This window comes from Vibrio syngnathi (assembly GCF_002119525.1).
GTDB classification, from domain to species: domain Bacteria; phylum Pseudomonadota; class Gammaproteobacteria; order Enterobacterales; family Vibrionaceae; genus Vibrio; species Vibrio syngnathi.
Genome location: NZ_CP017916.1, coordinates 2,642,365 through 2,668,932, shown reverse-complemented (window position 1 = coordinate 2,668,932; position 26,568 = coordinate 2,642,365). Strand labels below are relative to the sequence as shown.

The window sequence follows — 26,568 nt, the reverse complement described above, 5'->3', positions numbered from 1 at the left end:
AATAGCGCCCTGAGGCGCTATTTTTTAATCTGTCATATTTCCTTATTCTACTTCTACTTCTACTTCTACTTCAGCTTCTAGCTCTTCGATTTCAGGCCTTTCAGCGCGGCGCGCTTCTGGTTTATGGCGCAGCTTGTTGAGTTGACGCTCTAGTTTTTGTTCTACTTCGTTGATAGCTACGTAGAGGTCGTCATGAATTGATGAAGCAACAAGTTGGCCTTTTGGTACCGTTAGAACGGCTTCAAATTTTTTCTTTTTATTTGGTTCTTCGCTAAAGCTCGCTTGGCAACCAATGATGTCTACTTGCCATTTATCCAGCTTCTTAAATTTGCTTTCTATGTGATCACGGATTGCAGAGGTAATGTCGATATTTTTACCAGTGATGTTCATTTTCATAGAAGTTTTCCTCTGTTGTATCCCTCATGGGTTAACTTCAGATTACGACTTTTAGGAATAAAGAATGTGATCTAGATCTTGTTTTGGTTGGGTGGGGTAAGCATTAAAATCAAATGTGATCTCACGCAAGTCTTGATATCTTTTTGTCGAAAAATACTTGTTATCCCTATGAAAAACGATAACTTGGAGGCAAGGCTTCGCTAAAAATTAAACCAGTTTTTAGGGGCAGACTACAGCCTATAGAAAGCGCTTGATTGAAATTTACTCAATAGTGTTTTGTGATATAGCTACCATGATGTCGATCGCTATGTAAGCTTCTTCAGAATTAGATAAACAAAAGCCGCATAAGTTTTCTTATGCGGCTTTTGTGTTTTTAACCTTATCTAATACCAATCGTAGTAAATAACTGGTCACCCTAGCTTGTTAAAAACCTCGATAACTTCGTTAGAATTTTTGATTGTAGAATAACTACTTATCAAAAAATTCTGCCTTGTTCTCAAGCTTTTTTCCTACGCTATGTTTGATCACTTACTTACTGTGATTGGTATAACACTTTTGTTCCTCAAGCTCTGGGATTGAGGGGGAAGTTAATCGTTAGTGTTCAGTAATCTCGCTGTACCATTTTCTCGGATGGCATTGATAGCTTGTAATTGTTTATAGATTACGAAGTAACGATTGATGTTGGCGACATAGGTTACGGGTTCTTTACTCACGTATTTACGAGTGATGATTTCGACGTTTTTAAACCAGATATTTGGGTTATAACCCTTCTTTTTAGCAATGTTTCGCATCTTTCTTATCTTAGCGGGGCCTGCATTGTAAGAAGCTAAAGTGAAGTAGATTTGATTGTCAGGCGATATCGCTGGATCGTCAAAATATCGGTCTTTGATAAAGCGCATATATTTCACACCAGCATGGATGTTGTTATCCACCTTATGTATGTTTTTTATATTGACGTTTTTGTCTTTGGCGGTACTTGGCAACACCTGCATTACACCGATGGCGCCTCGGTGAGAAACCCTGCTTTGATCAAGTCCAGACTCTTGGAAACCTTGAGCTGACATCATCAAAGGGTCGAATTCGTATTCATTCGAATATTTTTCAAAGACATCTGCCAGTTTTGCCACTCGGTCTACTTTATTTGGGTTGAGTGCTCGTCCTAACCAACGAGTGTTGTCGATGTATTTATTATAGATAACGTTCCCAAGTAGAGTTCCTGTTCGTGCGGTCTTTACGTATTTGTTGATCTCTTTCTTTAGCTGAGGGCTGTCTTTTCTCAGTGCCCAAGCAATTTGACCATTTTCACGCAGCGGCAACTCAGTGTGTACCTGAATGTTTTCCATAACATCGAGCCAGAGCTTAGCTTTGTGGCTATCTAGAACTGTGCCTTGTATATAACCCTGATTAACCAGTTCTATCAGTTCGTAGTCTTGCAATGATTCTTCGATAAAGTGGACATGCAGTGGTGGTAAACCTAGTGCGTTAAGCTCTTTGTTGACTCTTTGCACACTCTCGAAGTAGCTAGAGCTCGCGCGGATCCATACTTCTTTACCGCTCAATTGCTTGATTTCGGTGATCGACTTTGAGTTCTTGTCGGTGATTATCAACTCTTTCCCATCTTTAATCATGGGATCTGAGAAGTCGATGGTTCGTAATCGTTTGTCGGTGACCGTTAGGTTAGCGACAGCGACATCACCATAGCCAGATTCTAAAGAGGGAAGCAGATCATCTCGTTGCACGGGGATGATTTGAACGTTGAGGTAGGGGTGCTTCTTACGAAGGCTTTTTTCAAAGTGGTAGAGCATTTCTGCCACGATGCCTTTTGGTTTGCCATCTTCGATGTAATAGAAACCAAGATCGGCAGATACGAGCACTCTAACCGTTCCTTTGGTTTTGAGTACATCCAAGTCACCCATGTAAGGCTTATTGCTTAATGGGGACAGTTCTAATGCAAAGGACAATTGACTAAATAGCGATATCCAGATAAATAATAACAACCTACTCACATCCACACTCCATGTTGATGTTTTGTTAAAAGTTACCTATTGAAGATACTGCTTATGCTGCCATTCATCAAGTTTACCAGACGAAGTTCAAAAAAATCGCGCTAATAAATTAGCGCGATTTTGAAGTGATTGTTTTAGTTAACGACGAGTGTGATTCGCTGACTAAGGCAGTGGGTTGAGCTCAATTAACTTTTCTGTTCGTAACACAGCGTCTTCTAAGCCTAGTTGTTCATAAGCTTCTAATTGAATGTCTAAAGACTTACGTGCAGCAATGGTGTCAGGGTAAGTCTTCTGCAACTCTTGTGTTCTGTTTATAGCTGCAATCCACGCTTCGCGACGCAGGTAGAAATCAGCTGTGGCTAAGTCATACTCCGCTAGGCGGTTTTTCAGTGCGAACATACGTTTTTGTGCATCTTCAGCGTATGGGCTTGCAGGGAAACGCTCTAACAGTCGTTTGAAATCAGCAAACGCAAGTTTCACTGGTTCTGGATCTCGGTCACTACGATCGATATTAAAAATATCGTGCATGAAGTTTCGATCTTGAGCCATGTGTGTCAGGCCACGCATGTAAAGAACCCAATCCTGTTTTTCATGAGTAGGGTTTAAGCGTAGGAATCGTGAAATGGTGGCAAGGCCTAATGCCAAGTCATCATTTTTGTAGTACGCGTAAATCAGATCCAGTTGTACTTGTTCAGAATAGGCGCCGAATGGGTAACGTGAGTCTAAGGCTTCTAGCTTTTCGATTGCAGAAAGCCAGCTACCACTCTGCAGTGATTCTTGGGCGTCAGAGTAAAGAACCGATGGCGGTACATCCGGTACTATTTCTTCACTACTTGAACAACCAACTAAGAGTGATACGGCTAATAGACCCGTTAAAGTAAGGTGTTTCATGTCAGGCGTCGATTCCTTGAATTAAATATTTCGTAAGCTTCCGTTACTTTCTAACCAGTAACAGATACAATGATGCAATTATTCTATTTTATCCATACTAATGGGTATTAGTCTCACGGTTTTTAAAAAAGTTCGATATGGCTCAGCAGATAACATTAACAGACACAGTAAAAAGCAGCCAGTTAGGTCAACGTTTAGACCAAGCTGTCGCTGAACTATTTACCGATTTTTCTCGCTCTCGTATTAAAGAGTGGCTTCTTGACGGCAAAATCCAAGTGGATGGCGAAGTTATCACTAAACCGCGCACCATAGTTTTGGGCGGTGAAGCGATCATCCTACAAGCGGAGCTTGCGGATGAAGAGCGCTGGGAAGCACAAGATATTCCGTTAAACATTGTCTATGAAGATGATGATTTATTGGTTATCAATAAGCCTCGCGATCTGGTTGTACACCCAGGTGCAGGTACGCCGGATGGAACCATACTAAATGCATTGCTTTTCCATTATCCTCAGATTGCAGAAGTACCTCGTGCGGGTATTGTGCACCGTCTTGATAAAGACACAACCGGTCTTATGGTTGTGGCTAAGACGGTTCCAGCTCAAACTCGCCTTGTACGTGCACTTGCTAAACGTCGTATCACTCGTGAATATGAAGCAATTGCTATTGGTAAAATGACCGCGGGTGGTGTGGTTGAGAAAGGCATTAGCCGTCATGCAACTAAACGTACTTTAATGGACGTGAATGAATTAGGTAAGCCTGCGGTAACTCACTACCGTGTTGCGGAGCACTTCCGCGAACATACTCGTATTCGTCTACGCCTAGAAACAGGTCGTACTCACCAAATCCGTGTTCATATGTCATACCTTCAGCATCCTCTGTTAGGTGATATTGCATACGGTGGTCGTGCACGTATTCCAAAAGGTGCATCTGAAGAGCTGACGACAATGATTCGTTCTTTTGATCGCCAAGCGCTGCATGCTGTAATGCTTAAATTTGTTCACCCTATTACTGGTGAAGAAGTTGAGTTCCACGCACCTGTTCCAAATGACATGGTTGTGATGGCAGAAGCATTACGTGTTGATGCTCGCGAAAATCACGAAGACGACATTTAATCATGTCAATGATCATCCCTGACTGGAACGCTCCTCAAAACGTGAAAGCATTTGCTTCGACTCGTTTCGATGGTTGTTCTACAGGTGCTTATCAAGGGTTAAACCTCGGTATGCACGTTGGGGATGATACTTCGCTTGTTGAAAGCAATCGAGCATGGCTAAAGCAACAATCTAAGATGCCCACAGCTCCAGTATGGCTAAATCAAACTCACTCAACGGATGTCGTCACAGTTTTAGAACCTGTGGCGAATGTGCTTGATGCGGATGGTGCATTTACCTCTGCAAAGGGTGTTGTGTGTTCAGCGATGACGGCTGATTGCTTGCCAGTAATTCTTACTGATACCAAAGGCACTCAAGTCGCGGCTGTTCATGCGGGTTGGCGCGGTCTTGCTGGTGGCATTCTTGAAAATGCCGTCGCAAAGTTTTCAAACCTAGATTCAGATAATCAGATCATTGCTTGGCTTGGTCCTGCAATTGGTAAAGATGCGTTTGAGGTTGGCAACGATGTGTTGGACGCTTTTGTTCGTTTTGACCCTCAAGCGAAATTAGCATTTAAAGCTAAATCTGAACCGGGCAAGTGGTTAGCAAACATATCTCAACTTGCGACTCAACGATTAATGAAAGTTGGCGTGACTTCGGTGACAGATTCGAATCTATGTACATATGCAGATTCAGATGTTTTCTATTCTTATCGTCGTGATGGTATTACTGGGCGTCAGGCGACATTTATTTGGCTAGAGTAGTCTCTGACTAGCACAACCACTCATCCAGTTCATTTATATTTTCATATCATCTCTATTCTTCATCCTTATCCCTTGAAAATCTGCGTTACCGTATCCATCTTCTAACCATAAGATAAACATATCTAAGAGTAGGAAGGTTGGCATGCGTCTCGATCGATTCACTAGTAAATTCCAAATTGCGATATCTGATGCTCAGTCGCTCGCATTAGGTCGTGATCACCAATATATAGAACCTGTACACCTAATGGTGTCTTTGCTTAATCAAGATGGCAGTGCGATTCGTCCATTGCTCACCATGCTTAATATTGATGTTGTTCAATTGCGTTCTAAATTAAGCGAAATATTAGACCGAGTGCCAAAAGTAAGTGGTATTGGTGGTGATGTTCAGCTCTCTAACGCAATGGGAACGCTATTCAATCTATGTGACAAGGTAGCGCAAAAGCGTCAAGACAGTTACATATCTTCAGAAGTATTCCTACTCGCTGCCATTGAAGACAAAGGCCCTTTAGGAAACTTACTTAAAGAGCTAGGTCTTACTGAGCAAAAACTATCTCAAGCTATCGAGCAAGTTCGCGGTGGTCAAAAAGTTGATGACCCGAATGCAGAAGATAGACGCCAAGCATTAGAGAAGTTCACCATTGATCTGACTGAAAGAGCAGAACAAGGTAAACTTGATCCTGTGATCGGTCGTGATGATGAAATTCGTCGCACGATTCAAGTCCTTCAACGTCGAACTAAGAATAACCCTGTGATTATCGGTCAACCCGGTGTGGGTAAAACCGCGATTGTCGAAGGTTTAGCTCAGCGTATTATCAATAATGAAGTTCCAGAAGGCTTAAGAGGTCGAAGAGTTCTTTCATTGGACATGGGCTCATTGGTAGCGGGTGCGAAATATCGTGGTGAATTCGAAGAACGTCTAAAATCGGTGCTTAATGAATTATCGAAAGAAGAAGGCAATGTCATTCTCTTTATCGATGAAATTCATACGATGGTCGGCGCAGGTAAAGGCGAAGGCTCTATGGATGCGGGCAACATGCTGAAACCAGCATTAGCTCGTGGTGAACTGCATTGTGTCGGCGCAACAACGCTCGATGAGTATCGCCAATATATAGAGAAAGACCCTGCGTTAGAGCGTCGCTTCCAAAAAGTGATAGTGGATGAACCAACAGTAGAAGATACAGTCGCTATTCTTCGTGGTTTGAAAGAGCGCTATGAACTTCACCATCATGTAGAAATTACCGATCCTGCTATTGTAGCGGCGGCAACTCTATCTCACCGATACGTTTCAGATCGTCAGTTACCAGATAAGGCGATTGATCTCATTGATGAAGCGGCTTCGAGTATTCGAATGCAGATAGATTCAAAGCCCGAGTCACTGGATAAGTTAGAGCGTAAAATCATTCAGTTGAAGATCGAGCAGCAAGCTCTTACTAATGAAAATGACGAAGCCAGTGAAAAGAGGCTTCGCACGCTACAAAGCGAACTTTCTGAGAAAGAGCGAGATTTTGCAGAGCTTGAAGAAGTTTGGAACGCTGAAAAGGCGGCGTTGTCTGGCACGCAACATATCAAGTCAGAGCTAGAACAAGCTCGGATGGATATGGATTTTGCACGACGTGCTGGTGACCTTAACCGTATGTCTGAATTGCAATATGGTCGAATCCCAGAATTGGAGAAGCAGTTAGATCTCGCGACTCAAGCTGAAATGCAAGAAATGACCTTGTTACGTAACAAGGTGACTGACGCTGAGATTGCCGATGTCCTTTCAAAGCAAACCGGCATCCCGGTTTCTAAAATGCTAGAAGCAGAAAAAGAGAAGCTTCTGAAAATGGAAGGTGTTCTGCATAAGCGGGTTATCGGTCAAGCGGAAGCGGTTGAAGTCGTGTCGAATGCAATTCGTCGTAGCCGTGCCGGTTTGTCTGATCCTAATAAGCCGATTGGTTCGTTCTTATTCTTAGGGCCAACAGGTGTCGGTAAAACGGAACTGTGTAAAACATTGGCGAACTTTATGTTCGATAGTGAAGATGCGATGGTGCGTATCGATATGTCTGAGTTTATGGAGAAACACTCTGTTGCTCGTTTAGTTGGTGCTCCTCCGGGTTATGTGGGTTATGAAGAAGGTGGATACTTAACCGAAGCGGTACGTCGCAAGCCTTATTCTGTCATTTTGCTTGATGAGGTAGAGAAAGCGCACCCTGATGTTTTCAATATTCTATTGCAGGTTTTAGATGATGGACGATTAACTGACGGACAAGGTCGCACGGTCGATTTTAGAAATACCGTGGTAATAATGACATCGAACCTAGGTTCAACTCGTATTCAAGAAAATTTCAATACATTGGATTACCAAGGGATTAAAAATGAGGTTATGGAAGTGGTAGGTAAACATTTTCGACCTGAGTTTTTGAACCGTGTTGATGAAAGCGTTGTGTTCCATCCATTAGGCCAAGAGCACATTGAGTCAATTGCCGCTATTCAGCTTGAGCATTTGAAAAAGCGAATGGAAGACAATGGGTATGAACTCGAGGTTTCAGAAAAAGCGCTCAAGCTAATCTCTCAAGTTGGTTTTGACCCTGTGTATGGTGCAAGGCCTCTTAAAAGAGCAATTCAACAAACTGTAGAGAACCCGTTAGCGAAAGCGATACTGGCTGGAAAAATAAATCCAGAGAAGAAAGTGCAGCTATTGGTGAATAACGACCGAATTATTGCTCACCAATAACCAAACTATGAATAATAGGTACGATTAGCCAAAATTAAGGCTTAATCGTACCTATTTTGAACGCTTTGTGTGAATAGTGTCCGAACGATCGCCTATGGCGGTTTTTTTTCGTTTTTGGTCTTGTGTAAAGGGGGATTCTCTCTATAATGCGCCTCCGTTGCTAGGGATAACCAAGCGGTTTGAACTAAGCAATGAGACGACATTAAGCATTTAAGATGCTTTGAAAATTAGCTGGAAAAAGTGTTTGACACTGGAACCCAATTCGCTAGAATGGCCGTCCACTTCGAGAGGCTCCTTACTAAAAGGAACGCTCGATAAGCAAAGCTCTTTAACAATTTAAACCTATCAATCTGTGTGGGCACTCGTTGATGAATATCAAAACGTTTTATCTTCCCTTTTTATTAAGAGAAGTAAAACAGATTCCTCGGAATCAACTTTGGTTTCAATGAACTGAGTGACCAATACGAATAACTACTTTCTCTTGTAGAAAGAAAGTATTTGGCACAGTCAATTCATTATCTTTCTGTTGGAAAGATAATAGCTTTAAAATTACTTTTTACTTTCGAGTGAGAATGGATTTTGAAGTCAGTATTCATTGAGCCGACAAAATCTTAAATTGAAGAGTTTGATCATGGCTCAGATTGAACGCTGGCGGCAGGCCTAACACATGCAAGTCGAGCGGAAACGACACTAACAATCCTTCGGGTGCGTTAATGGGCGTCGAGCGGCGGACGGGTGAGTAATGCCTAGGAAATTGCCTTGATGTGGGGGATAACCATTGGAAACGATGGCTAATACCGCATAATGCCTACGGGCCAAAGAGGGGGACCTTCGGGCCTCTCGCGTCAAGATATGCCTAGGTGGGATTAGCTAGTTGGTGAGGTAATGGCTCACCAAGGCGACGATCCCTAGCTGGTCTGAGAGGATGATCAGCCACACTGGAACTGAGACACGGTCCAGACTCCTACGGGAGGCAGCAGTGGGGAATATTGCACAATGGGCGCAAGCCTGATGCAGCCATGCCGCGTGTATGAAGAAGGCCTTCGGGTTGTAAAGTACTTTCAGTTGTGAGGAAGGGTGTGTAGTTAATAGCTGCGCATCTTGACGTTAGCAACAGAAGAAGCACCGGCTAACTCCGTGCCAGCAGCCGCGGTAATACGGAGGGTGCGAGCGTTAATCGGAATTACTGGGCGTAAAGCGCATGCAGGTGGTTCATTAAGTCAGATGTGAAAGCCCGGGGCTCAACCTCGGAACTGCATTTGAAACTGGTGAACTAGAGTGCTGTAGAGGGGGGTAGAATTTCAGGTGTAGCGGTGAAATGCGTAGAGATCTGAAGGAATACCAGTGGCGAAGGCGGCCCCCTGGACAGACACTGACACTCAGATGCGAAAGCGTGGGGAGCAAACAGGATTAGATACCCTGGTAGTCCACGCCGTAAACGATGTCTACTTGGAGGTTGTGGCCTTGAGCCGTGGCTTTCGGAGCTAACGCGTTAAGTAGACCGCCTGGGGAGTACGGTCGCAAGATTAAAACTCAAATGAATTGACGGGGGCCCGCACAAGCGGTGGAGCATGTGGTTTAATTCGATGCAACGCGAAGAACCTTACCTACTCTTGACATCCAGAGAAGCCAGCGGAGACGCAGGTGTGCCTTCGGGAGCTCTGAGACAGGTGCTGCATGGCTGTCGTCAGCTCGTGTTGTGAAATGTTGGGTTAAGTCCCGCAACGAGCGCAACCCTTATCCTTGTTTGCCAGCGAGTAATGTCGGGAACTCCAGGGAGACTGCCGGTGATAAACCGGAGGAAGGTGGGGACGACGTCAAGTCATCATGGCCCTTACGAGTAGGGCTACACACGTGCTACAATGGCGCATACAGAGGGCAGCAAGCTAGCGATAGTGAGCGAATCCCAAAAAGTGCGTCGTAGTCCGGATTGGAGTCTGCAACTCGACTCCATGAAGTCGGAATCGCTAGTAATCGTGAATCAGAATGTCACGGTGAATACGTTCCCGGGCCTTGTACACACCGCCCGTCACACCATGGGAGTGGGCTGCAAAAGAAGTGGGTAGTTTAACCTTTCGAGGAGGACGCTCACCACTTTGTGGTTCATGACTGGGGTGAAGTCGTAACAAGGTAGCCCTAGGGGAACCTGGGGCTGGATCACCTCCTTATACGAAGATACCACGATGAGTGTCCACACAGATTGATTAGGTTTAGAAAGTTTAAGAGTAGAAATACTTTTCCAGATGGGGCTATAGCTCAGCTGGGAGAGCGCCTCGCTGGCAGCGAGGAGGTCTGCGGTTCGATCCCGCATAGCTCCACCATCTTTAAGTGTTTTTCTTTGAAAATATTTAAAAATGGTTCATTAGTTTGAATCAAGCTCTTTAACAATTTGGAAAGCTGACTGATTAGCTTAATTATTTTTACTTTTTAACAAGTAAAACAAAACGGCCAAGGCTGTGATTAAGTTAATCAAATTTAAAAGTTCTCAATGTTTATCTTTCATTAGGTAAACACAACAAACACATTCAAGTGTCTTGTATTCGAATGATCAGAAATGATTGTTCATTTTTTGATTCTACTTTTTATTAAAAAGTGGAAACAAAAAGTAAATTGAGTCCGGCAAACAGTCATTGAGAATTAACCCTTCTTGATGACAACCAAAAACCTTGGTTAGTTGCCATACGCTTATTTGTCCTCACTTTTTAAAGTGAAAGCAAATAGAAACCCTTTCGGGTTGTATGGTTAAGTGACTAAGCGTACACGGTGGATGCCTTGGCAGTCAGAGGCGATGAAAGGCGTAATAACTTGCGATAAGCCCAGATTAGGTAGTAATAACCTTTTGAGTCTGGGATTCCTGAATGGGGAAACCCACTTGCATAAGCAAGTATCCTGTTGTGAATACATAGCAACAGGAGGCAAACCGGGGGAACTGAAACATCTAAGTACCCCGAGGAAGAGAAATCAACCGAGATTCCGAAAGTAGCGGCGAGCGAAATTGGATTAGCCCTTAAGCTTTTAATGAGACAGATGAAGGCTCTGGAAAGTGCCGCAATAAAGGGTGATAGCCCCGTAATCGACATCTCATAATCAGTGAAAACGAGTAGGGCGGGACACGTGATATCCTGTCTGAATATGGGGGGACCATCCTCCAAGGCTAAATACTACTGACTGACCGATAGTGAACCAGTACCGTGAGGGAAAGGCGAAAAGAACCCCTGTGAGGGGAGTGAAATAGAACCTGAAACCGTGTACGTACAAGCAGTAGGAGCACCTTCGTGGTGTGACTGCGTACCTTTTGTATAATGGGTCAGCGACTTAATTTTAGTAGCAAGGTTAACCGTTTAGGGGAGCCGTAGGGAAACCGAGTCTTAACTGGGCGTACAGTTGCTAGGATTAGACCCGAAACCAGGTGATCTAGCCATGGGCAGGTTGAAGGTTGAGTAACATCAACTGGAGGACCGAACCGACTAATGTTGAAAAATTAGCGGATGACTTGTGGCTAGGGGTGAAAGGCCAATCAAACCTGGAGATAGCTGGTTCTCCCCGAAAGCTATTTAGGTAGCGCCTCGGACGAATACTACTGGGGGTAGAGCACTGTTAAGGCTAGGGGGTCATCCCGACTTACCAACCCTTTGCAAACTCCGAATACCAGTAAGTACTATCCGGGAGACACACGGCGGGTGCTAACGTCCGTCGTGGAGAGGGAAACAACCCAGACCGCCAGCTAAGGTCCCAAAGTATAGCTAAGTGGGAAACGATGTGGGAAGGCTCAGACAGCCAGGATGTTGGCTTAGAAGCAGCCATCATTTAAAGAAAGCGTAATAGCTCACTGGTCGAGTCGGCCTGCGCGGAAGATGTAACGGGGCTAAGCTATACACCGAAGCTGCGGCTACGTACCTTAGGGTATGTGGGGTAGGGGAGCGTTCTGTAAGCCGTTGAAGGTGTGCTGTAAGGCATGCTGGAGGTATCAGAAGTGCGAATGCTGACATGAGTAACGATAAAGGGAGTGAAAAACTCCCTCGCCGGAAGACCAAGGGTTCCTGTCCAACGTTAATCGGGGCAGGGTAAGTCGACTCCTAAGGCGAGGCCGAAAGGCGTAGTCGATGGGAAACGGGTTAATATTCCCGTACTTCTTACAATTGCGATGGGGGGACGGAGAAGGCTAGGTGGGCCTGGCGACGGTTGTCCAGGTTCAAGTACGTAGGCGGAAAGTTTAGGTAAATCCGGACTTTCTTAACGCTGAGATACGATGTCGAGCTACTACGGTAGTGAAGTCATTGATGCCATGCTTCCAGGAAAAGCCTCTAAGCTTCAGATTGTAAGGAATCGTACCCCAAACCGACACAGGTGGTCGGGTAGAGAATACCAAGGCGCTTGAGAGAACTCGGGTGAAGGAACTAGGCAAAATGGTACCGTAACTTCGGGAGAAGGTACGCTCTTATCAGTGAAGTCCCTTGCGGATGGAGCAGACGAGAGTCGCAGATACCAGGTGGCTGCAACTGTTTATTAAAAACACAGCACTGTGCAAAATCGTAAGATGACGTATACGGTGTGACGCCTGCCCGGTGCCGGAAGGTTAATTGATGGGGTTAGACTTCGGTCGAAGCTCTTGATCGAAGCCCCGGTAAACGGCGGCCGTAACTATAACGGTCCTAAGGTAGCGAAATTCCTTGTCGGGTAAGTTCCGACCTGCACGAATGGCGTAATGATGGCCACGCTGTCTCCACCCGAGACTCAGTGAAATTGAAATCGCTGTGAAGATGCAGTGTACCCGCGGCTAGACGGAAAGACCCCGTGAACCTTTACTACAGCTTGGCACTGAACATTGAACCTACATGTGTAGGATAGGTGGGAGACTATGAAACCGCGTCGCTAGATGTGGTGGAGTCGTCCTTGAAATACCACCCTTGTAGTTTTGATGTTCTAACGTTGGTCCCTGAATCGGGATTACGGACAGTGCCTGGTGGGTAGTTTGACTGGGGCGGTCTCCTCCCAAAGAGTAACGGAGGAGCACGAAGGTGGGCTAAACACGGTTGGACATCGTGTGGTTAGTGCAATGGCATAAGCCCGCTTGACTGCGAGAATGACAATTCGAGCAGGTGCGAAAGCAGGTCATAGTGATCCGGTGGTTCTGAATGGAAGGGCCATCGCTCAACGGATAAAAGGTACTCCGGGGATAACAGGCTGATACCGCCCAAGAGTTCATATCGACGGCGGTGTTTGGCACCTCGATGTCGGCTCATCACATCCTGGGGCTGAAGTCGGTCCCAAGGGTATGGCTGTTCGCCATTTAAAGTGGTACGCGAGCTGGGTTTAGAACGTCGTGAGACAGTTCGGTCCCTATCTGCCGTGGGCGTTGGAAAATTGAAAGGGGCTGCTCCTAGTACGAGAGGACCGGAGTGGACGAACCTCTGGTGTTCGGGTTGTCATGCCAATGGCATTGCCCGGTAGCTAAGTTCGGAATCGATAACCGCTGAAAGCATCTAAGCGGGAAGCGAGCCTTGAGATGAGTTTTCCCTGGCACTATAAGTGTCCTAAAGGGTTGTCGTAGACTACGACGTTGATAGGCAGGGTGTGTAAGTGCTGCGAGGCATTGAGCTAACCTGTACTAATTGCCCGTGAGGCTTAACCATACAACACCCAAGGGGTTTTGTGGACTCAATAGAAAGACAGACCTTGAATGAGTTTGAAGAGACTTTTAAATCAGTTTTCCAGATTATTTTGCCTTCAGTTTTTAAAAAACTGAAAGTAAAAGCAAAATTTGCTTGGCGACCATAGCATTGTGGACCCACCTGATTCCATGCCGAACTCAGAAGTGAAACACAATAGCGCCGATGGTAGTGTGGGGTTTCCCCATGTGAGAGTAGGACATCGCCAGGCTTTAAATTAAATCTTTAGGTTGACCAACCTGGAGATATGGACGCTCACTTAGTGAGTTGACCACTGCGGAGTGGTAGTTCAGTTGGTTAGAATACCGGCCTGTCACGCCGGGGGTCGCGGGTTCGAGTCCCGTCCACTCCGCCACTTATTAGACAAAGCCCTAACAGAAATGTTAGGGCTTTTTCGTATCAAGTGTTTTGGTCTGAGACCAACGAGTCCCGGTGCCTGTAATACCAATTAAAGTAAAAATGTGATCTAATTAAGGCCGTCGAACTCTTACAGAAAATCGTCATGGATAGCCTTAATAATACTGATTTTAAAAAGCTAGCAAGCCAACAAAAAACCATTCAAATGAAGGTTCGCTTGCTAGCACTAGCCCACTTCAAAGAAGGTCACTCGCGCACTCAAATTGCCAAATACCTTAAAGTCAGTCGAACTAGTGTAAACAAATGGGTTCAAGTATTTCTTGAAGAAGGATTGGAAGGGCTTCAAGAAAAACCTCGCACAGGCAGACCTGCATACCTCAATGCAGAACAACGAAAACAACTCAGTGCATTCATTAAGAAAGAAGCAGAGTCCCCTTCAGGCGGGCGCCTTGTCGGGAGCGATATACATGACTACATCGTGAAAAACTTTGATAAATACTACCACCCTAATTCTATCTATTATCTCCTCGACCACATGGGCTTCTCTTGGATAACTTCTCGCTCCAAACACCCTAAACAATCACAGCAAATCCAAGACGATTTTAAAAAAATTCAAAATAGAAACGATCCTTAAGATCCCCGGCCATATCGGGCTAGAGAGTGTTGATGTCTGGTTTCAAGATGAAGCTAGGTTTGGTCAGCAGAACACAACGACACGTCTTTGGGCGACTCGTGGAACGAGGCCTCGCGTGGTAAAACAACAGCAATTTGAATACGCTTATTTGTTTGGTTCGGTATGCCCTGAAAGAGGAATTGGCGAAGCCATAGTGGTTCCTTGGGTTAACAAGGACATAATGACAAATCACTTAGAGCAGATATCTAAGGCTACAGAAAAAGGACGTCATGCTGTCGTTATAATGGATGGTGCAGGCTGGCATACCGATGATATTGCGAGAGAATTTAATAACGTCAGTACTATTAAGCTTCCTCCCTACTCGCCAGAGCTTAACCCTATAGAGCAAGTTTGGAGTTGGTTGCGACAACATTATCTAGCGAATCAAAGTTTCACGGATTATAACGACATTGTTTCCAAGGTTTGTCGCGCTTGGAATGAATTTCTTGAGTGCAAAGATCGTGTCACAAAAATGAGCAGAAGGGATTGGATAAACCTGATCAGTTAATTTTCCGGATTGGTATAACCCCAGCCGCTCCGCCATTTATTAGAAAGCCTAGTCTTATGACTAGGCTTTCGTCGTTTCAGGGCTGTGAGTTTTTGTCTTCGACTACGATAATATCGCCACAGATTGAGAAGACTCGCTAGGGATAGTGAAGCTTTTTCACTTTAATATCTAAAGTCAGGAGATAACTCTCAAGCTATCCCAAAAATATCACTCTCGACATACACCTATTCCCTAATGACGACTAGTATAAAAACAGTGATCGTTTATTTGGAATTGTTATGAGGTTATTTTGTACATTGGCTCTTATCTTTTGTTCGTTTGTTGTATCTGCAACCTCGTGGGAAAAAGAGAAAAGCCCAACAAGAAATTCAACCTCATCCATAGGTAGTTACGCTAATGGTTGTCTTGACGGGGCGCAAGCTTTGCCAATTAATGGGCAAGGTTATCAGGTGATCCGCCCTCAGAGAGAGCGCTATTATGGCCACACAGAGTCAATTCAGTTTATTGAAAGGCTAGGTTTAACTACAAGCAAACAACTCAACAAAAATCTATTGGTGGGTGATATTTCTCTGCCTCGTGGAGGGCGTTTTTCTTCGGGTCATTCAAGTCACCAGACTGGTTTGGATATTGATATATGGTTAAGGCTCACTGATAAAAAACTTTCAGAGAATGAACTTGCCGTACCTAAGCCATTGAGCGTTGTCGATCTCACTAACTACAAATTGCGTGAATCGAATTGGACCGATGATCATTTTCAAGTGATTCGCTATGCAGCCAAAGATGAAAAAGTGGTGCGTATTTTTGTTCACCCAGTTATTAAGCACACCCTTTGTGAACAAGAAAACTCTGATGCCAATGGGAGAGCTTGGTTAGGTAAAATCAGGCCTTGGTGGGGACATCATTCTCATTTTCATGTTCGTTTAAAATGCCCTAAAGGCAGCTCAAACTGTATAGCTCAAGCAAGCCCTCCAAAAGGTGATGGCTGTGGAGATGAACTTGCAAGTTGGGCCCCACAGACTATTCCAGTTCCTCCACCTAAAAAAGTAGCTAAAAGTAAGAAAAAAAAGAAAGTTAAAGTGATACCTAGCCAGTGTTTTGCTTTGATATCGAATAAGTAACGCGTTTATCGAGGCGTTTTAAAGTGGTAATGCCACTGCTTTTATCGTCTCAAAAACTGGAGAAATGTCACACTTTTGTCTAGAGTTTATAAACACGTGGTTAAGAACATCGTTTGATATTAACAAAACTAATTACGACTGTAGCAATAGCAATGGCAAATTTGACAAGGCTTGGTTAGGAATGGAGTGTTTTTGGGGTGAAAGATGCGGCTTATGTTCAGTATGTAAAATCAGAGTCTGATACCCGTCGACAGATAATTCAAGGATAAAACTATGACTATGATTTGTGCGAAGGAATTTTCAGAATGGTTAAGACATAGGTTCAACGCAGAAAATTCAGGAATCTCTATCTCAAGAGATGACATTAACCATCTTACAGGTAGACAACGTCTAGACCCTAGTTTTGTTAATGATGTTCACTATGAATTGATGCAATATGGAATGGCATTTGTGACAGATACCAGTAGGGAAAATTTTTATCTTGTTCCTATTTCTCAAGCAATAAATTGGCGAGAACGACTCGAATATCAATTTGAAAAAGAACTTTTCTGCAATATTTATCCGATCGGAAAATCTGGTTAAAAAAAAGGTTCAACTTACAGTAAGTTGAACCTTTTCTCTTTTAGGTCAAGCCTTGAATGATGACAAACTTCTCTAGTAGTTCGTCGTCAGTTTCAATATGGTTAGGGTCAGTGATTATGCACTTTGTAATAGGGCACACTGACTGACATGTTGGCTTCTCATAGTGACCTTTACACTCAGTACATAAATCAGGATCGATTTCGAAGATACTGTCACCCATAGTGATTGCGCCATTTGGGCATTCTGGGTCACACATATCGCAGTTTATGCACTTGTCAGTTATTAACAGAGCCATTGCTATCTTCTCAGTAGAGTTTCTAAGTAAAGTTACTTACCTGAAGCGTTACGTGTATCTTGGCCTGCGCTCAAGTTTCTCATCAACAAGCCAAATTCTAGGTCAAGATCAGCAGGTACTGGAATGAATACAAAGTGACCGTTACCTTTTGCGTCTTCTACTGGCTGAGACTTACGGTTCTCCATCACTTCTAATTTGAAAACGATGTTACCTTTTGGTGTCATCATCTCTAAGCTATCGCCAACTAGGAACTTGTTCTTCACTTCGACTTCCGCTAAGTCACCACGGCGGTTGCCAGTGAATTCGCCTACGAATTGTTGAGTATCTGAGATTGAGTAACCGTATTCGTAGTTTTGGTATGTATCATGAGTATGACGACGTAAGAAACCTTCAGTGTAGCCACGGTGAGCTAGGCTCTCTAGCGTACCCATAAGGCTTTCATCAAATGGTTTGCCAGCGACAGCGTCATCGATAGCTTTACGGTAAACCTGAGCAGTACGTGCACAGTAGTAGAAAGACTTAGTACGACCTTCAATCTTCAATGAGTGAACACCCATCTTCGTTAGGCGCTCAACGTGTTGGATCGCGCGAAGATCTTTTGAGTTCATGATGTAGGTACCATGCTCATCTTCAAACGCTGCCATTTTCTCTTCTGGTTTGTGTGATTCAGAAAGTAAAACGACTTCATCCGTTGGCTTACCAAGGCCTAGAGTGTTGTCTGGGCGCTCGTCTTGAACTTCAATACCTTGAGTTTCTACTTCTTGAATAGCAACACCTGTTGGGTTTGCTTCCACGATCTGACCGTTTTCGTCTTCTTTCGCGGCTTCGGTTTTGTATTCCCAGCGACAAGCGTTAGTACAAGTACCTTGGTTCGGATCGCGTTTGTTCATGTAACCAGAAAGTAGGCAACGACCTGAGTAAGCCATGCATAGAGCACCGTGAACAAAGATCTCTAGCTCTGTTTCTGGGCAGTGTTCGCGAATCTCTTCAATCTCTTCAAGTGATAGCTCACGAGATAGGATCACACGCTCAACGCCTTGAGTAGACCAGAATTTTACAGTCGCCCAGTTTACAGCATTGGCTTGAACAGAAAGGTGGATCGGCATTTCAGGGAACGATTCACGTACCATCATGATAAGACCAGGGTCTGACATGATAAGAGCGTCAGGGCCCATCTCAACAACTGGCTTAAGGTCGCGAATGAATGTTTTTAGTTTAGAGTTGTGTGGCTGAATGTTACATACAACATATAACTTTTTGCCTTGAGCATGAGCTTCATCGATACCGATTTGTAGGTTTTCGTGATTGAACTCGTTGTTACGAACACGAAGGCTGTAACGTGGCTGGCCAGCGTAAACTGCATCTGCGCCGTAGGCGAATGCGTAACGCATGTTTTTAAGGCTTCCTGCCGGTGATAATAGTTCAGGTACAAATGGTTTTTGTGTAGTCATTGCTTCGTTCTCTAATCTGATCTCAAGTCAGGTTGATACCACCAAGTGATATCAAAGGGGCGCAAATTTTACGCTAAAATGAGTTTGGTTGATAGCCCTAAAGATAACAATGGTATTGCGAAGAGTGTTGTTAGGTGTTGATAAGCGGGGTGGAGAAGAAAACAAGCTCAGATATCGTCGACACCTGAGCTCTAAATCGGAACAATTAAGCGTTAGGTTGAGTTAACCCACCTAATGATTCAAATAGGTTTGGTAGGAAAACACTGAACTCACCACAAAGTAGAGAGAAGTCTGCATCAAAACGAGCAGCTTGATCTTCGCGAGGAATGTCGTCGTTTTCGTCTTTTAGTTCATCACTGAATTTAAGGCGTTTGATGCTGCCATCTTCTGCAAGAATGAACTCAATGCGATCTTGCCAGTTGATCAGAAGTTTAGTCACAACTTTGTTGGCTTCGATGTGGTTTTTAATCTCATCAGCTTCTAATTCTTGTTTCTTAACTCGAACAATACCGCCGTCTTCTTGAATAGACTTTAGCTCTGCTTCATCAAGCATAGTGATACCTTGAGGCGTATCACCTGATTTCACCCACTCTGTCAGAGTCGTTTCAATTGCTTGCTCTGGAATTGCTGGCACAACTGGCAGGCTACCCATAGTTTTACGTAGTAATGCTAGTACGTCTTCTGCTTTTTTGTAGCTGCTAGCATCAACAACAATAAAGCCTTCTTTCGGCATGATCAGTGCGTAAGTGAAGTTACTGCGGCTGAAAGCACGAGGAAGAAGATCGATGATGATGTCTTCTTTTAGGCTGTCTTTCTCTTTCTTTTTCAGAGGAGTACCAGACTCTGCTTCAAGCGTTTCTACTTTTGCATTCAATGAATCTTTGATCACAGAAGCTGGTAGCATTTTCTCTTCTTTCTTTGCACAGATGAGAATGCGGTTTTCTGATACGTGCGTCATCATATCGCCGTGTCTACCCATCGCATTTACCCAACCAAACTTCTGTTTGTCTTGGCTACCACAAGGGGTAAAACGGAACTCTTCAAGTTGTTTCTCTAGCTGATCTGCGTTGAAGTCTATATCACGATTAAAGCGATAGACGAGGCAATTCTTAAACCACATAAATATTTCTCATACCTTTATCTGAAGACGCTCATCATAGGAGATTTCGATCCATTTGTCTTATACCTGCAATAAAAATTAAAAGTGAAATGTTTGAGACAGTTATATGAAAATTTGTTTTCAAAGGTCACAAAAGTGTCATAATTAAACCAGATAATGCAATGCGTTGATTAAATACTAAGGCTATTCAATTATGTCGAGAAGGATTCTGGTCGTTGAAGATGAAGCACCTATTCGTGAGATGCTGTGTTTTGTCCTTGAACAAAAAGGCTACCAAGCAGTAGAGGCTGAAGATTACGATACAGCGGTAAACAAGCTATGTGAACCTTTCCCAGATCTAGTATTACTAGATTGGATGCTACCTGGAGGTAGCGGGATAAACTTTATCAAGCACATGAAGCGTGAAGAGTTAACTCGCAACATCCCAGTGGTGATGCTGACGGCTCGTGGCGAAGAAGAAGATAAGGTGCGTGGTTTAGAAGTGGGCGCTGATGATTACATCACCAAGCCATTTTCACCAAAAGAGCTAGTGGCTCGCCTGAAAGCGGTTATCCGCCGTGTAACGCCTACTGCACTAGAAGATGTGATTGATGTACAAGGCCTTAAGCTAGACCCAGTATCTCATCGTGTTACAGCAAGCGAAGGTCCAGTTGATATGGGACCAACAGAGTTCAAAATGCTGCATTTCTTTATGACTCACCAAGAGCGAGTATACAGCCGAGAGCAACTGCTAAATAACGTTTGGGGTACCAACGTTTACGTTGAAGATCGCACTGTTGATGTACATATTCGACGCCTGCGTAAAGCACTTGAATCTGCAGGTCACGATAAGCTAATCCAAACGGTTCGCGGCGCGGGCTACCGTTTTTCTACAAAGGCTTAATGTGGCTTCGCTACCCAGTTTACGGAGTCCTGAATGGTTGAAAAGTTAACCTGGAAAAAGCTGGCTTGGGAGCTGGCTTTTTTTTACGCACCTTGGATTATAGTCGGATGGATATTCGGTTATTTACCTTGGTTATTGCTGGCTGCAACAGTATTACAGTTAGCATGGCATCTACACTATCAAATGCGTTTGTCCGCTTGGTTATGGGATGAAAAGCGGTTAACACCCCCTTCAGGTTCTGGAAACTGGGAGTCTCTGTTTAACGGTATCTATCGTATGCAGCAGAGACAGCGTCGTAAGCGCAAAGAATTGACCAACCTTATCCGCCGTTTCAGGAATGGTGCTGAATCCTTACCCGATGCTGTTGTGGTGTTTCGTGGTGAAGGAAACATCGTTTGGTGTAACAAGCTTGCTCAATATTTATTGGGCTTTCGCTGGCCAGACGATTCTGGGCAACCTATCTCCAACTTGATCCGCACGCCGGACTTCATCAAGTACCTTAATAAACAAGATTTCTCAGAGCCGTTAGAGATGCCGTCGCCACTTAATGTGGAGCGCATGCTCGAGCTTCGTATCGTGCCGTATACCGAGGGCGAACACCTCATGGTAGTACGTGATGTTACTCAGCTAAAACAGCTAGAAGGCATGCGTCGTAACTTTTTCGCTAACGTTTCTCACGAGCTACGCACTCCAATGACCGTGCTTCAGGGCTATCTTGAAATGACGGAAGATCCAGACATGGTCGTTGGGCCTATGTGGCCTAAGGCTCATGGTGTGATGACCGAGCAGTTGAATCGCATGAACAGCCTAGTGAACCAGCTTTTAACACTTTCAAAAATAGAAGCTGCACCGATGCATGAGCTCGATGAAGTGGTGAATGTTCCGGCTATGCTTGAGGTTCTTGAAAAAGAAGCCGCAAGCTTAAGTGGTGATCGAGAACATAAGCTTGAATTTGATATTGATAAAAGCCTACGAGTTTTAGCTGATGAAGATCAGCTGAGAAGTGCGATATCGAATCTGGTGTATAACGCAGTCAAATACACACCACCGGGCGCGACGGTTAAGGTGCGTTGGTATCAGACTAGTCAAGGCGCGTGTCTGGATGTGTCAGACACCGGAGACGGTATTGAACCTCAACATTTACATCGACTCACAGAACGTTTTTATCGTGTAGATAAAGCACGCTCACGCGATACGGGTGGTAGTGGTCTTGGATTAGCGATAGTGAAACACGCGTTGAGTCACCATGACTCACATTTAGAAATTCAAAGTGAAGTGGGTGTCGGTAGTCGATTCCATTTCACACTGCCTAGCCGATTGACAGTGTCATGAGTTGTTTAACACTCGGGATGCGTTTGCCAGTCAGCTTATTCTTAGCGTTTGCTTTGGCTAACTCTGTTCATGCCGAACAGGGTGTCGATTATCTTCCTGATTATTCTAAGGTTCCGGGTATTTCTGGGAGCTTATTATCGGTAGGTTCGGATACCTTAGCGGGAATGACGACGTTATGGGTGGAGGAGTTTAAATCTTACTACCCGAACGTTAACGCTCAAGTTCAAGCATCCGGTTCTTCTACTGCCCCTCCTGCTTTAACAGAAGGCACTGCTCACCTTGGACCAATGAGTCGTCCAATGCGCCTACGAGAAGTCGAAGCGTTTGAAAGAGAGCATGGCTATAAGCCGACAGCACTGAGGGTTGCTATCGATGCGATTGGACTTTTTGTGCATCGTGATAACCCTATTGAGGGGCTCAACTTTCACCAGATTGACAGTATATTCTCAGAGACATTGCGTTGCGGCGCGACTAAGCCGCTAAATAATTGGCAAGATTTGGGCATTGACCAACCGTGGGCAAAACATCGATTCCAACTGTTTGGTCGTAATTCCGTCTCGGGAACCTACGGCTATTTCAAGCAAAACGCACTGTGCGGCGGCGATTTTAAGAACCGAGTCAATGAGCAGCCAGGTTCTGCATCGGTTGTACAGTCGGTCGCTTCATCAATCAGCGGTATTGGCTATTCGGGTATCGGCTATCGAGTGGCTGGCGTTAAGTTAATTCCTATTACCGAGCATGGTTCAGATTATGTAGAGCCGACTCGAACGAATATCTTGAGCGGTGATTACCCTCTATCACGCTTTCTTTATGTGTATGTGAATAAGCATCCGGATAAACCGCTTTCTCCTGTTGAGAGAGAGTTCCTGACTTTTGTGTTCTCAAAGCAAGGGCAAGAACTGGTAGAGAAAGATGGTTATTTAGCGATACCGTCAGAGTTCGCAGAGCAAGAGTTGGCAAAGATTGGACTCTGATTGAGGTACAATGAACGTAGAAACTTAACGTATAAACCTAACGCATGAACAACTTGCTAGCCGCTGGCTGTTTTTATTTTGTCGGCGCATCATTCAAGTTTCAACGACCATCCAGCGTCTTGCCAACGTTGTTGTTCATCTTTGAGTTCATAGGCAAGCAGTTGGTTTTCTGCTAACCAGTCGATTGCGTCTCCTTCTAAGTACCAATTCTCATTTTGCTTAATGGTTAATTTTACATTCGTTATTGGCGATTGGCTTCGCTGTCGATTGAGCAGGATTGCAATCCTCAGTATTCGAATTAACAACGCTACCTGCCCTGCATTGAATAGCGTAAGATCTGGTAAGTCACTAAGCTTAATCGCTTTTCTTTGATAGCGAACTAATGTTGAGATTAAACGTTGTTGTTCAGTATTGAAACCGGGCATCGTCGTGTGCTTAAGCAGATAAGCCGAATGGCGGTGATAGCCTTGGAATGCGATGCTTTGTCCTACCTCATGAAGTAGTGCAGCCCAACCAACTAGATCATACAGCTCATTAGTGACCATAGTCGTTACTTGAGGCTGCACTTGTTTCAGTAATGCAAGGGCGAGTTCTTTGACTTTCTGGCCATGAGCTACGTCAACATGGTATCGAGATACGAGCGTTTCGGCGGTTCTGGTTCGAACATCAATATCTTTAAATCTATCCTCCATGTCATAAAGAACGCCTTCTCTCAGGGCGCCATCAGAAAAATGTAACTCCTTTATGTCTAGCGTATCCATGGCTGCTGAAAGAATGATGACGCCAGCAGCAAATACTGGCTTTCTCTCATCACTTAAACCTGAAAGGTCTAAGGTTTTGGATGATGAAAACTCACATAAATGATTTTTCAAATAGGACAGACGTTGTGGCGTAATGAGACCATCGGTAAACCCTAAGCCAATGAGTACCTCTTTTATTGATTTAGCCGTCCCTGATGAGCCAAAGGCGATTTCCCAAGGGGCCTTTGTGTATTCTTCAATCAATGGCATCAATAGACGAGTAGCTGCGGTATAAGCATCTGAGAAGTGTTGTGAGGTTAGCTCTCCGTCAGCAAAGAAACGTTGAGTGAAGCTGACGCATCCCATGGGTAAACTGCGCATAATTAGAGGGGTAAAGCCTTGCCCTGCGACGAGTTCCGTACTCCCTCCACCGATATCAATAACCAATTTAGATTCAGAAGCGGTTTGAGTGTGTTCTACACCGTTATAGATTATTCGAGCTTCTTCTTGACCTGAAATGATCTCTATTGGAAAAGGAAACAGTGGTTTGGCTTGCTCTAAGAAGTCTTGAGCGTTTTTAGCCTTTCTTAGAGTATGAGTCGCGACGACTCTGACATCATCAAGTTCAAAATCCGCTAGTCGCTCTGCGAATACTTTAAGGCACTCTAACCCTCGCTCGATAGCGCTTTCGGATAGGAAGTTATGTTCATCTAATCCATCGCCTAATCTCACTTTCTGTTTGTGTCTGCTGACTAATTGCAGGTGTTGATCGAATACTCGAGCAACCACCATATGGAAGCTGTTCGAACCCAAGTCGATAGCGGCAATACATCGAGAATGTTTGTTATCAATTAGCGGCATGATTTCTTCTCGTGTTTGTACTTCTTGCGAGCAAGTTTCTCCATACGTTTAATATAGTGGTAAGTGGAGAGTTGTGACGTCGGGTAATCAAGTGGGTTTGTTGTAGCTTGTATGTAAGGGTTGCTCATCGATTGTTCTAACACTCGAGCTTTGTTGCTGTCATCGAAATGAAACTCGGTGATATCGATAATGGTTTGCTTGATCTTTGGATCTAAAATTGGGGCTGCAACTTCGATGCGGTGATCAAAGTTTCGTGTCATCCAGTCGGCAGAGGAGATATAGACTTTTGGATTTCCAGCGTTACCAAAGATCATCACTCTTGGGTGTTCGAGAAAACGATCGACCACACTAACAATCTCAATCTGCTCACTGATGTTGGGTATGCCAGGGACAAGAGAGCACATACCACGAATGACCATTCTCACTTTTACATTGGCTTGGCTGGCTTGATAGAGCTTCTCTATGATCTCTCGGTCGACCAAATTGTTGAGTTTGAGAGTGATGCTTGCAGGCTTGCTCTCCATCGCGTTTTGTATTTCATTATCTATCAGTTGATACAGGCGTTTTCTTGTGTTTTTTGGTGACACAATCAGTTGTTTGAACTGTGATTTTTGATAAGGGTTTTCAATATATTTAAAGACTTGTCTCACCTCTTGGGTCAAATCTTCATTCGCAGTGAGCAGAGAAAAATCGGTATACACGCGCGCTGTTACTTCATGAAAGTTACCGGTGCCAATATGGGCGTAATGCGCCGTATGCTTGCCTTCTTTCCGTTTAATGAGCAGCAGTTTGGAGTGGACTTTCAAACTTGGGATGCCATGGATGACTTTTATACTGGCTTCTTGAAGTTTCTTGGTCCACTGAATATTGGCTTGTTCATCAAAGCGAGCTTGCAGCTCGACAACCACTGTGACCTTTTTTCCATTGTGTGCCGCATCAATGATTGAGCTAAGGAGTTTTGAGCCTTCTGCAACACGGTAAACGTTTATTTTTATGGAGGTTACTTTCGGGTCAAAGGAAGCCTGTCTCACGAGCTCGGTGATGTGATTAAAGGTGTGATAAGGGTAATGCAACAAGATGTCACGAGCTTTGATCGCTTCAAAATAGTTTGGATGGTGGCTAAAATGCGCGCACTTAATCGCGGGTAACGGGCGATTAACTAAATCACGTCGGTTAAGGCTTGGGAACTCAGAGAAATGTTTGAAGTTATGATAGCGTCCACCCGCAATGATACTGTCATAGTCAGATAGTTTAAGTCTGACTTGTAAGAAGTTGAGCATTTCAGCTGGCATTTCTGACTCATAGATAAGGCGTATCGGTAGTGCCGTTAAGCGCTGTTCTAAACCTAAAGACATCGATTCTAATAGGTTACTTTCATTGTTCTCTTGAAGATCATAATCGGCATCACGCGTCATTTTTATCGCAAAGCAACGTAATGAGTCATACTCAAAGAATCCTTTAAGCAAGTCATCTAAACAAAATCGAACTATATTATCTAACAAGATCAAAGTTGTACGCTGTGAACCAGAAGTGTCTGGTAACTTAACAAATCGAGGGAGAGCTTCAGATGGGATTTGGAGTAAGACATATTGAGAAGATGTCTCTTGCTCAATGTCGATCGCCAAGTAGCTTTGTTCATCTTTGATAATATTGAGTAACTGGCTATCTTCGTTCAAGAGAAACGGAGTTAAATGTGGCAGCACTTTTTTCTTAAAGTACTTTTTGATCCACTCACTCTGTTCTTCGCTGATTTGTTGTTCGTTGACCAGAAAAATACGATTGCGTGCCAGTTCCAATAATAGGTCGCTATATAGTTCATGGAATCGAGCATCGAGCTTACTTGCTTTACTCTGCATTTGAGTGAGTAGGGTTTTCTGCGAGTTGGCAGGTAATTGAGGATCTTGAAGTAAGATCTTTCGTTTCACGTCAGCAAATCGGACCTTGTAAAACTCATCGAGGTTTTTTGAGTAAATACCTAAAAAACGAACTCTTTCGATTAAGGGAACTGACTTGTCGGCTGCTTCTTGGAGCACTCTTTCGTTGAAGGATAACCAGCTAAGTTCTTTTGTGACATAGTCTTTTTCCATCGAGATGATAATCCTTGAGTGCTGTCTATAGAGCTGATTACTTTAATTTAGAAT

General features: G+C 44.1%; 17 protein-coding genes, 2 tRNA genes and 3 rRNA genes. 14 read left to right on the top strand and 8 right to left on the bottom strand.

Going from position 1 to position 26,568, the window contains the following annotated elements:
* Positions 1-42 precede the first annotated feature (42 nt).
* The 3 genes from hpf to K08M4_RS12125 form a co-directional block, all read right to left on the bottom strand.
* The gene (gene hpf / locus K08M4_RS12135) at positions 43-396 is read right to left on the bottom strand and encodes a ribosome hibernation-promoting factor, HPF/YfiA family (protein WP_086050025.1); all 354 of its coding nucleotides are present in this window, start codon (positions 394-396) and stop codon (positions 43-45) included.
* A 587-nt stretch (positions 397-983) separates the two neighbouring features.
* Positions 984-2,408, bottom strand: coding sequence for an MltF family protein (locus tag K08M4_RS12130; RefSeq protein WP_354000824.1), 1,425 nt, complete (start codon positions 2,406-2,408; stop codon positions 984-986).
* 156 nt (positions 2,409-2,564) lie between these two features.
* A complete protein-coding gene (locus K08M4_RS12125) occupies positions 2,565-3,293 on the bottom strand; it encodes an outer membrane protein assembly factor BamD (RefSeq protein ID WP_009848466.1) in 729 nt (242 codons plus the stop codon).
* 137 nt (positions 3,294-3,430) lie between these two features.
* Here K08M4_RS12125 and rluD point away from each other — a divergent pair, with 137 nt between their 5' ends.
* From rluD to K08M4_RS12060, 11 genes are all read left to right on the top strand, one after another.
* Positions 3,431-4,405, top strand: a complete 975-nt coding sequence (gene rluD / locus K08M4_RS12120; RefSeq protein WP_017077746.1) for a 23S rRNA pseudouridine(1911/1915/1917) synthase RluD — start codon at positions 3,431-3,433, stop codon at positions 4,403-4,405.
* A gap of 2 nt (positions 4,406-4,407) precedes the next feature.
* A complete protein-coding gene (gene pgeF / locus K08M4_RS12115) occupies positions 4,408-5,148 on the top strand; it encodes a peptidoglycan editing factor PgeF (protein ID WP_086050023.1) in 741 nt (246 codons plus the stop codon).
* 142 nt (positions 5,149-5,290) lie between these two features.
* Entirely contained in the window at positions 5,291-7,864 is a 2,574-nt protein-coding gene (gene clpB / locus K08M4_RS12110; protein WP_065113211.1) for an ATP-dependent chaperone ClpB, read from the top strand.
* Between the two features lie 613 nt (positions 7,865-8,477).
* Positions 8,478-10,032, top strand: a 16S ribosomal RNA gene (locus K08M4_RS12100).
* Positions 10,033-10,109: 77 nt separating this feature from the next.
* Positions 10,110-10,185 (top strand) — tRNA-Ala (locus K08M4_RS12095).
* A 419-nt stretch (positions 10,186-10,604) separates the two neighbouring features.
* Positions 10,605-13,497, top strand: a 23S ribosomal RNA gene (locus K08M4_RS12090).
* A 131-nt stretch (positions 13,498-13,628) separates the two neighbouring features.
* Positions 13,629-13,744 (top strand): 5S ribosomal RNA (gene rrf, locus K08M4_RS12085).
* The 16S, 23S and 5S rRNA genes sit together here with 2 tRNA genes alongside, the layout of an rRNA operon.
* A 67-nt stretch (positions 13,745-13,811) precedes the next feature.
* Positions 13,812-13,888: transfer RNA gene (locus K08M4_RS12080), tRNA-Asp, on the top strand.
* 147 nt (positions 13,889-14,035) lie between these two features.
* Positions 14,036-15,071, top strand: a protein-coding gene (locus tag K08M4_RS21995; protein WP_157665725.1) for an IS630 family transposase whose coding sequence is annotated in 2 segments (ribosomal slippage) — positions 14,036-14,494 and positions 14,496-15,071 — 1,035 coding nt in all. Because the reading frame shifts where the segments join, the coding sequence is not laid out codon by codon here.
* 278 nt (positions 15,072-15,349) lie between these two features.
* Complete coding sequence (gene mepA / locus K08M4_RS12065) at positions 15,350-16,189, top strand: penicillin-insensitive murein endopeptidase (RefSeq protein ID WP_086050022.1); 840 nt, start codon at positions 15,350-15,352, stop codon at positions 16,187-16,189.
* Between the two features lie 273 nt (positions 16,190-16,462).
* Positions 16,463-16,771, top strand: coding sequence for a hypothetical protein (locus K08M4_RS12060; protein ID WP_086050021.1), 309 nt, complete (start codon positions 16,463-16,465; stop codon positions 16,769-16,771).
* Positions 16,772-16,811: 40 nt separating this feature from the next.
* On the opposite strand, the gene K08M4_RS12055 is transcribed toward K08M4_RS12060, so the two are convergent.
* From K08M4_RS12055 to rdgC, 3 genes are all read right to left on the bottom strand, one after another.
* Positions 16,812-17,066 (bottom strand): YfhL family 4Fe-4S dicluster ferredoxin, encoded by a 255-nt coding sequence (locus K08M4_RS12055; protein WP_004735061.1) that lies wholly within the window; start codon positions 17,064-17,066, stop codon positions 16,812-16,814.
* Between the two features lie 32 nt (positions 17,067-17,098).
* Positions 17,099-18,517 carry a prephenate-dependent tRNA uridine(34) hydroxylase TrhP gene (gene trhP, locus K08M4_RS12050; RefSeq protein WP_017106506.1) on the bottom strand — a complete coding sequence of 473 codons (1,419 nt, stop codon included), beginning with the start codon at positions 18,515-18,517 and terminating at the stop codon, positions 17,099-17,101.
* A 205-nt stretch (positions 18,518-18,722) separates the two neighbouring features.
* A complete protein-coding gene (gene rdgC, locus K08M4_RS12045) occupies positions 18,723-19,637 on the bottom strand; it encodes a recombination-associated protein RdgC (protein ID WP_004735063.1) in 915 nt (304 codons plus the stop codon).
* A gap of 193 nt (positions 19,638-19,830) precedes the next feature.
* Here rdgC and phoB point away from each other — a divergent pair, with 193 nt between their 5' ends.
* The 3 genes from phoB to K08M4_RS12030 are packed head-to-tail and all read left to right on the top strand — an operon-like array spanning position 19,831 to position 22,826.
* Complete coding sequence (gene phoB, locus K08M4_RS12040; RefSeq protein WP_004735064.1) at positions 19,831-20,520, top strand: phosphate regulon transcriptional regulator PhoB; 690 nt, start codon at positions 19,831-19,833, stop codon at positions 20,518-20,520.
* Between the two features lie 33 nt (positions 20,521-20,553).
* A complete protein-coding gene (gene phoR / locus K08M4_RS12035; RefSeq protein WP_086050020.1) occupies positions 20,554-21,852 on the top strand; it encodes a phosphate regulon sensor histidine kinase PhoR in 1,299 nt (432 codons plus the stop codon).
* Positions 21,849-22,826, top strand: a complete 978-nt coding sequence (locus K08M4_RS12030) for a PstS family phosphate ABC transporter substrate-binding protein (protein ID WP_086050019.1) — start codon at positions 21,849-21,851, stop codon at positions 22,824-22,826. Before phoR ends, K08M4_RS12030 begins: the two co-directional genes overlap by 4 nt.
* An 89-nt stretch (positions 22,827-22,915) precedes the next feature.
* Here K08M4_RS12030 and ppx read toward each other — a convergent pair whose 3' ends face one another.
* Both ppx and ppk1 read right to left on the bottom strand, forming a co-directional pair.
* Positions 22,916-24,427, bottom strand: coding sequence for an exopolyphosphatase (gene ppx / locus K08M4_RS12025; protein ID WP_086050018.1), 1,512 nt, complete (start codon positions 24,425-24,427; stop codon positions 22,916-22,918).
* Positions 24,418-26,514: a polyphosphate kinase 1 gene (gene ppk1, locus K08M4_RS12020; RefSeq protein WP_086050017.1), complete on the bottom strand. Its 2,097-nt coding sequence runs from the start codon at positions 26,512-26,514 to the stop codon at positions 24,418-24,420. The genes ppx and ppk1 overlap by 10 nt, the downstream gene beginning before the upstream one ends.
* Between the last annotated feature and the right edge of the window lie 54 nt (positions 26,515-26,568).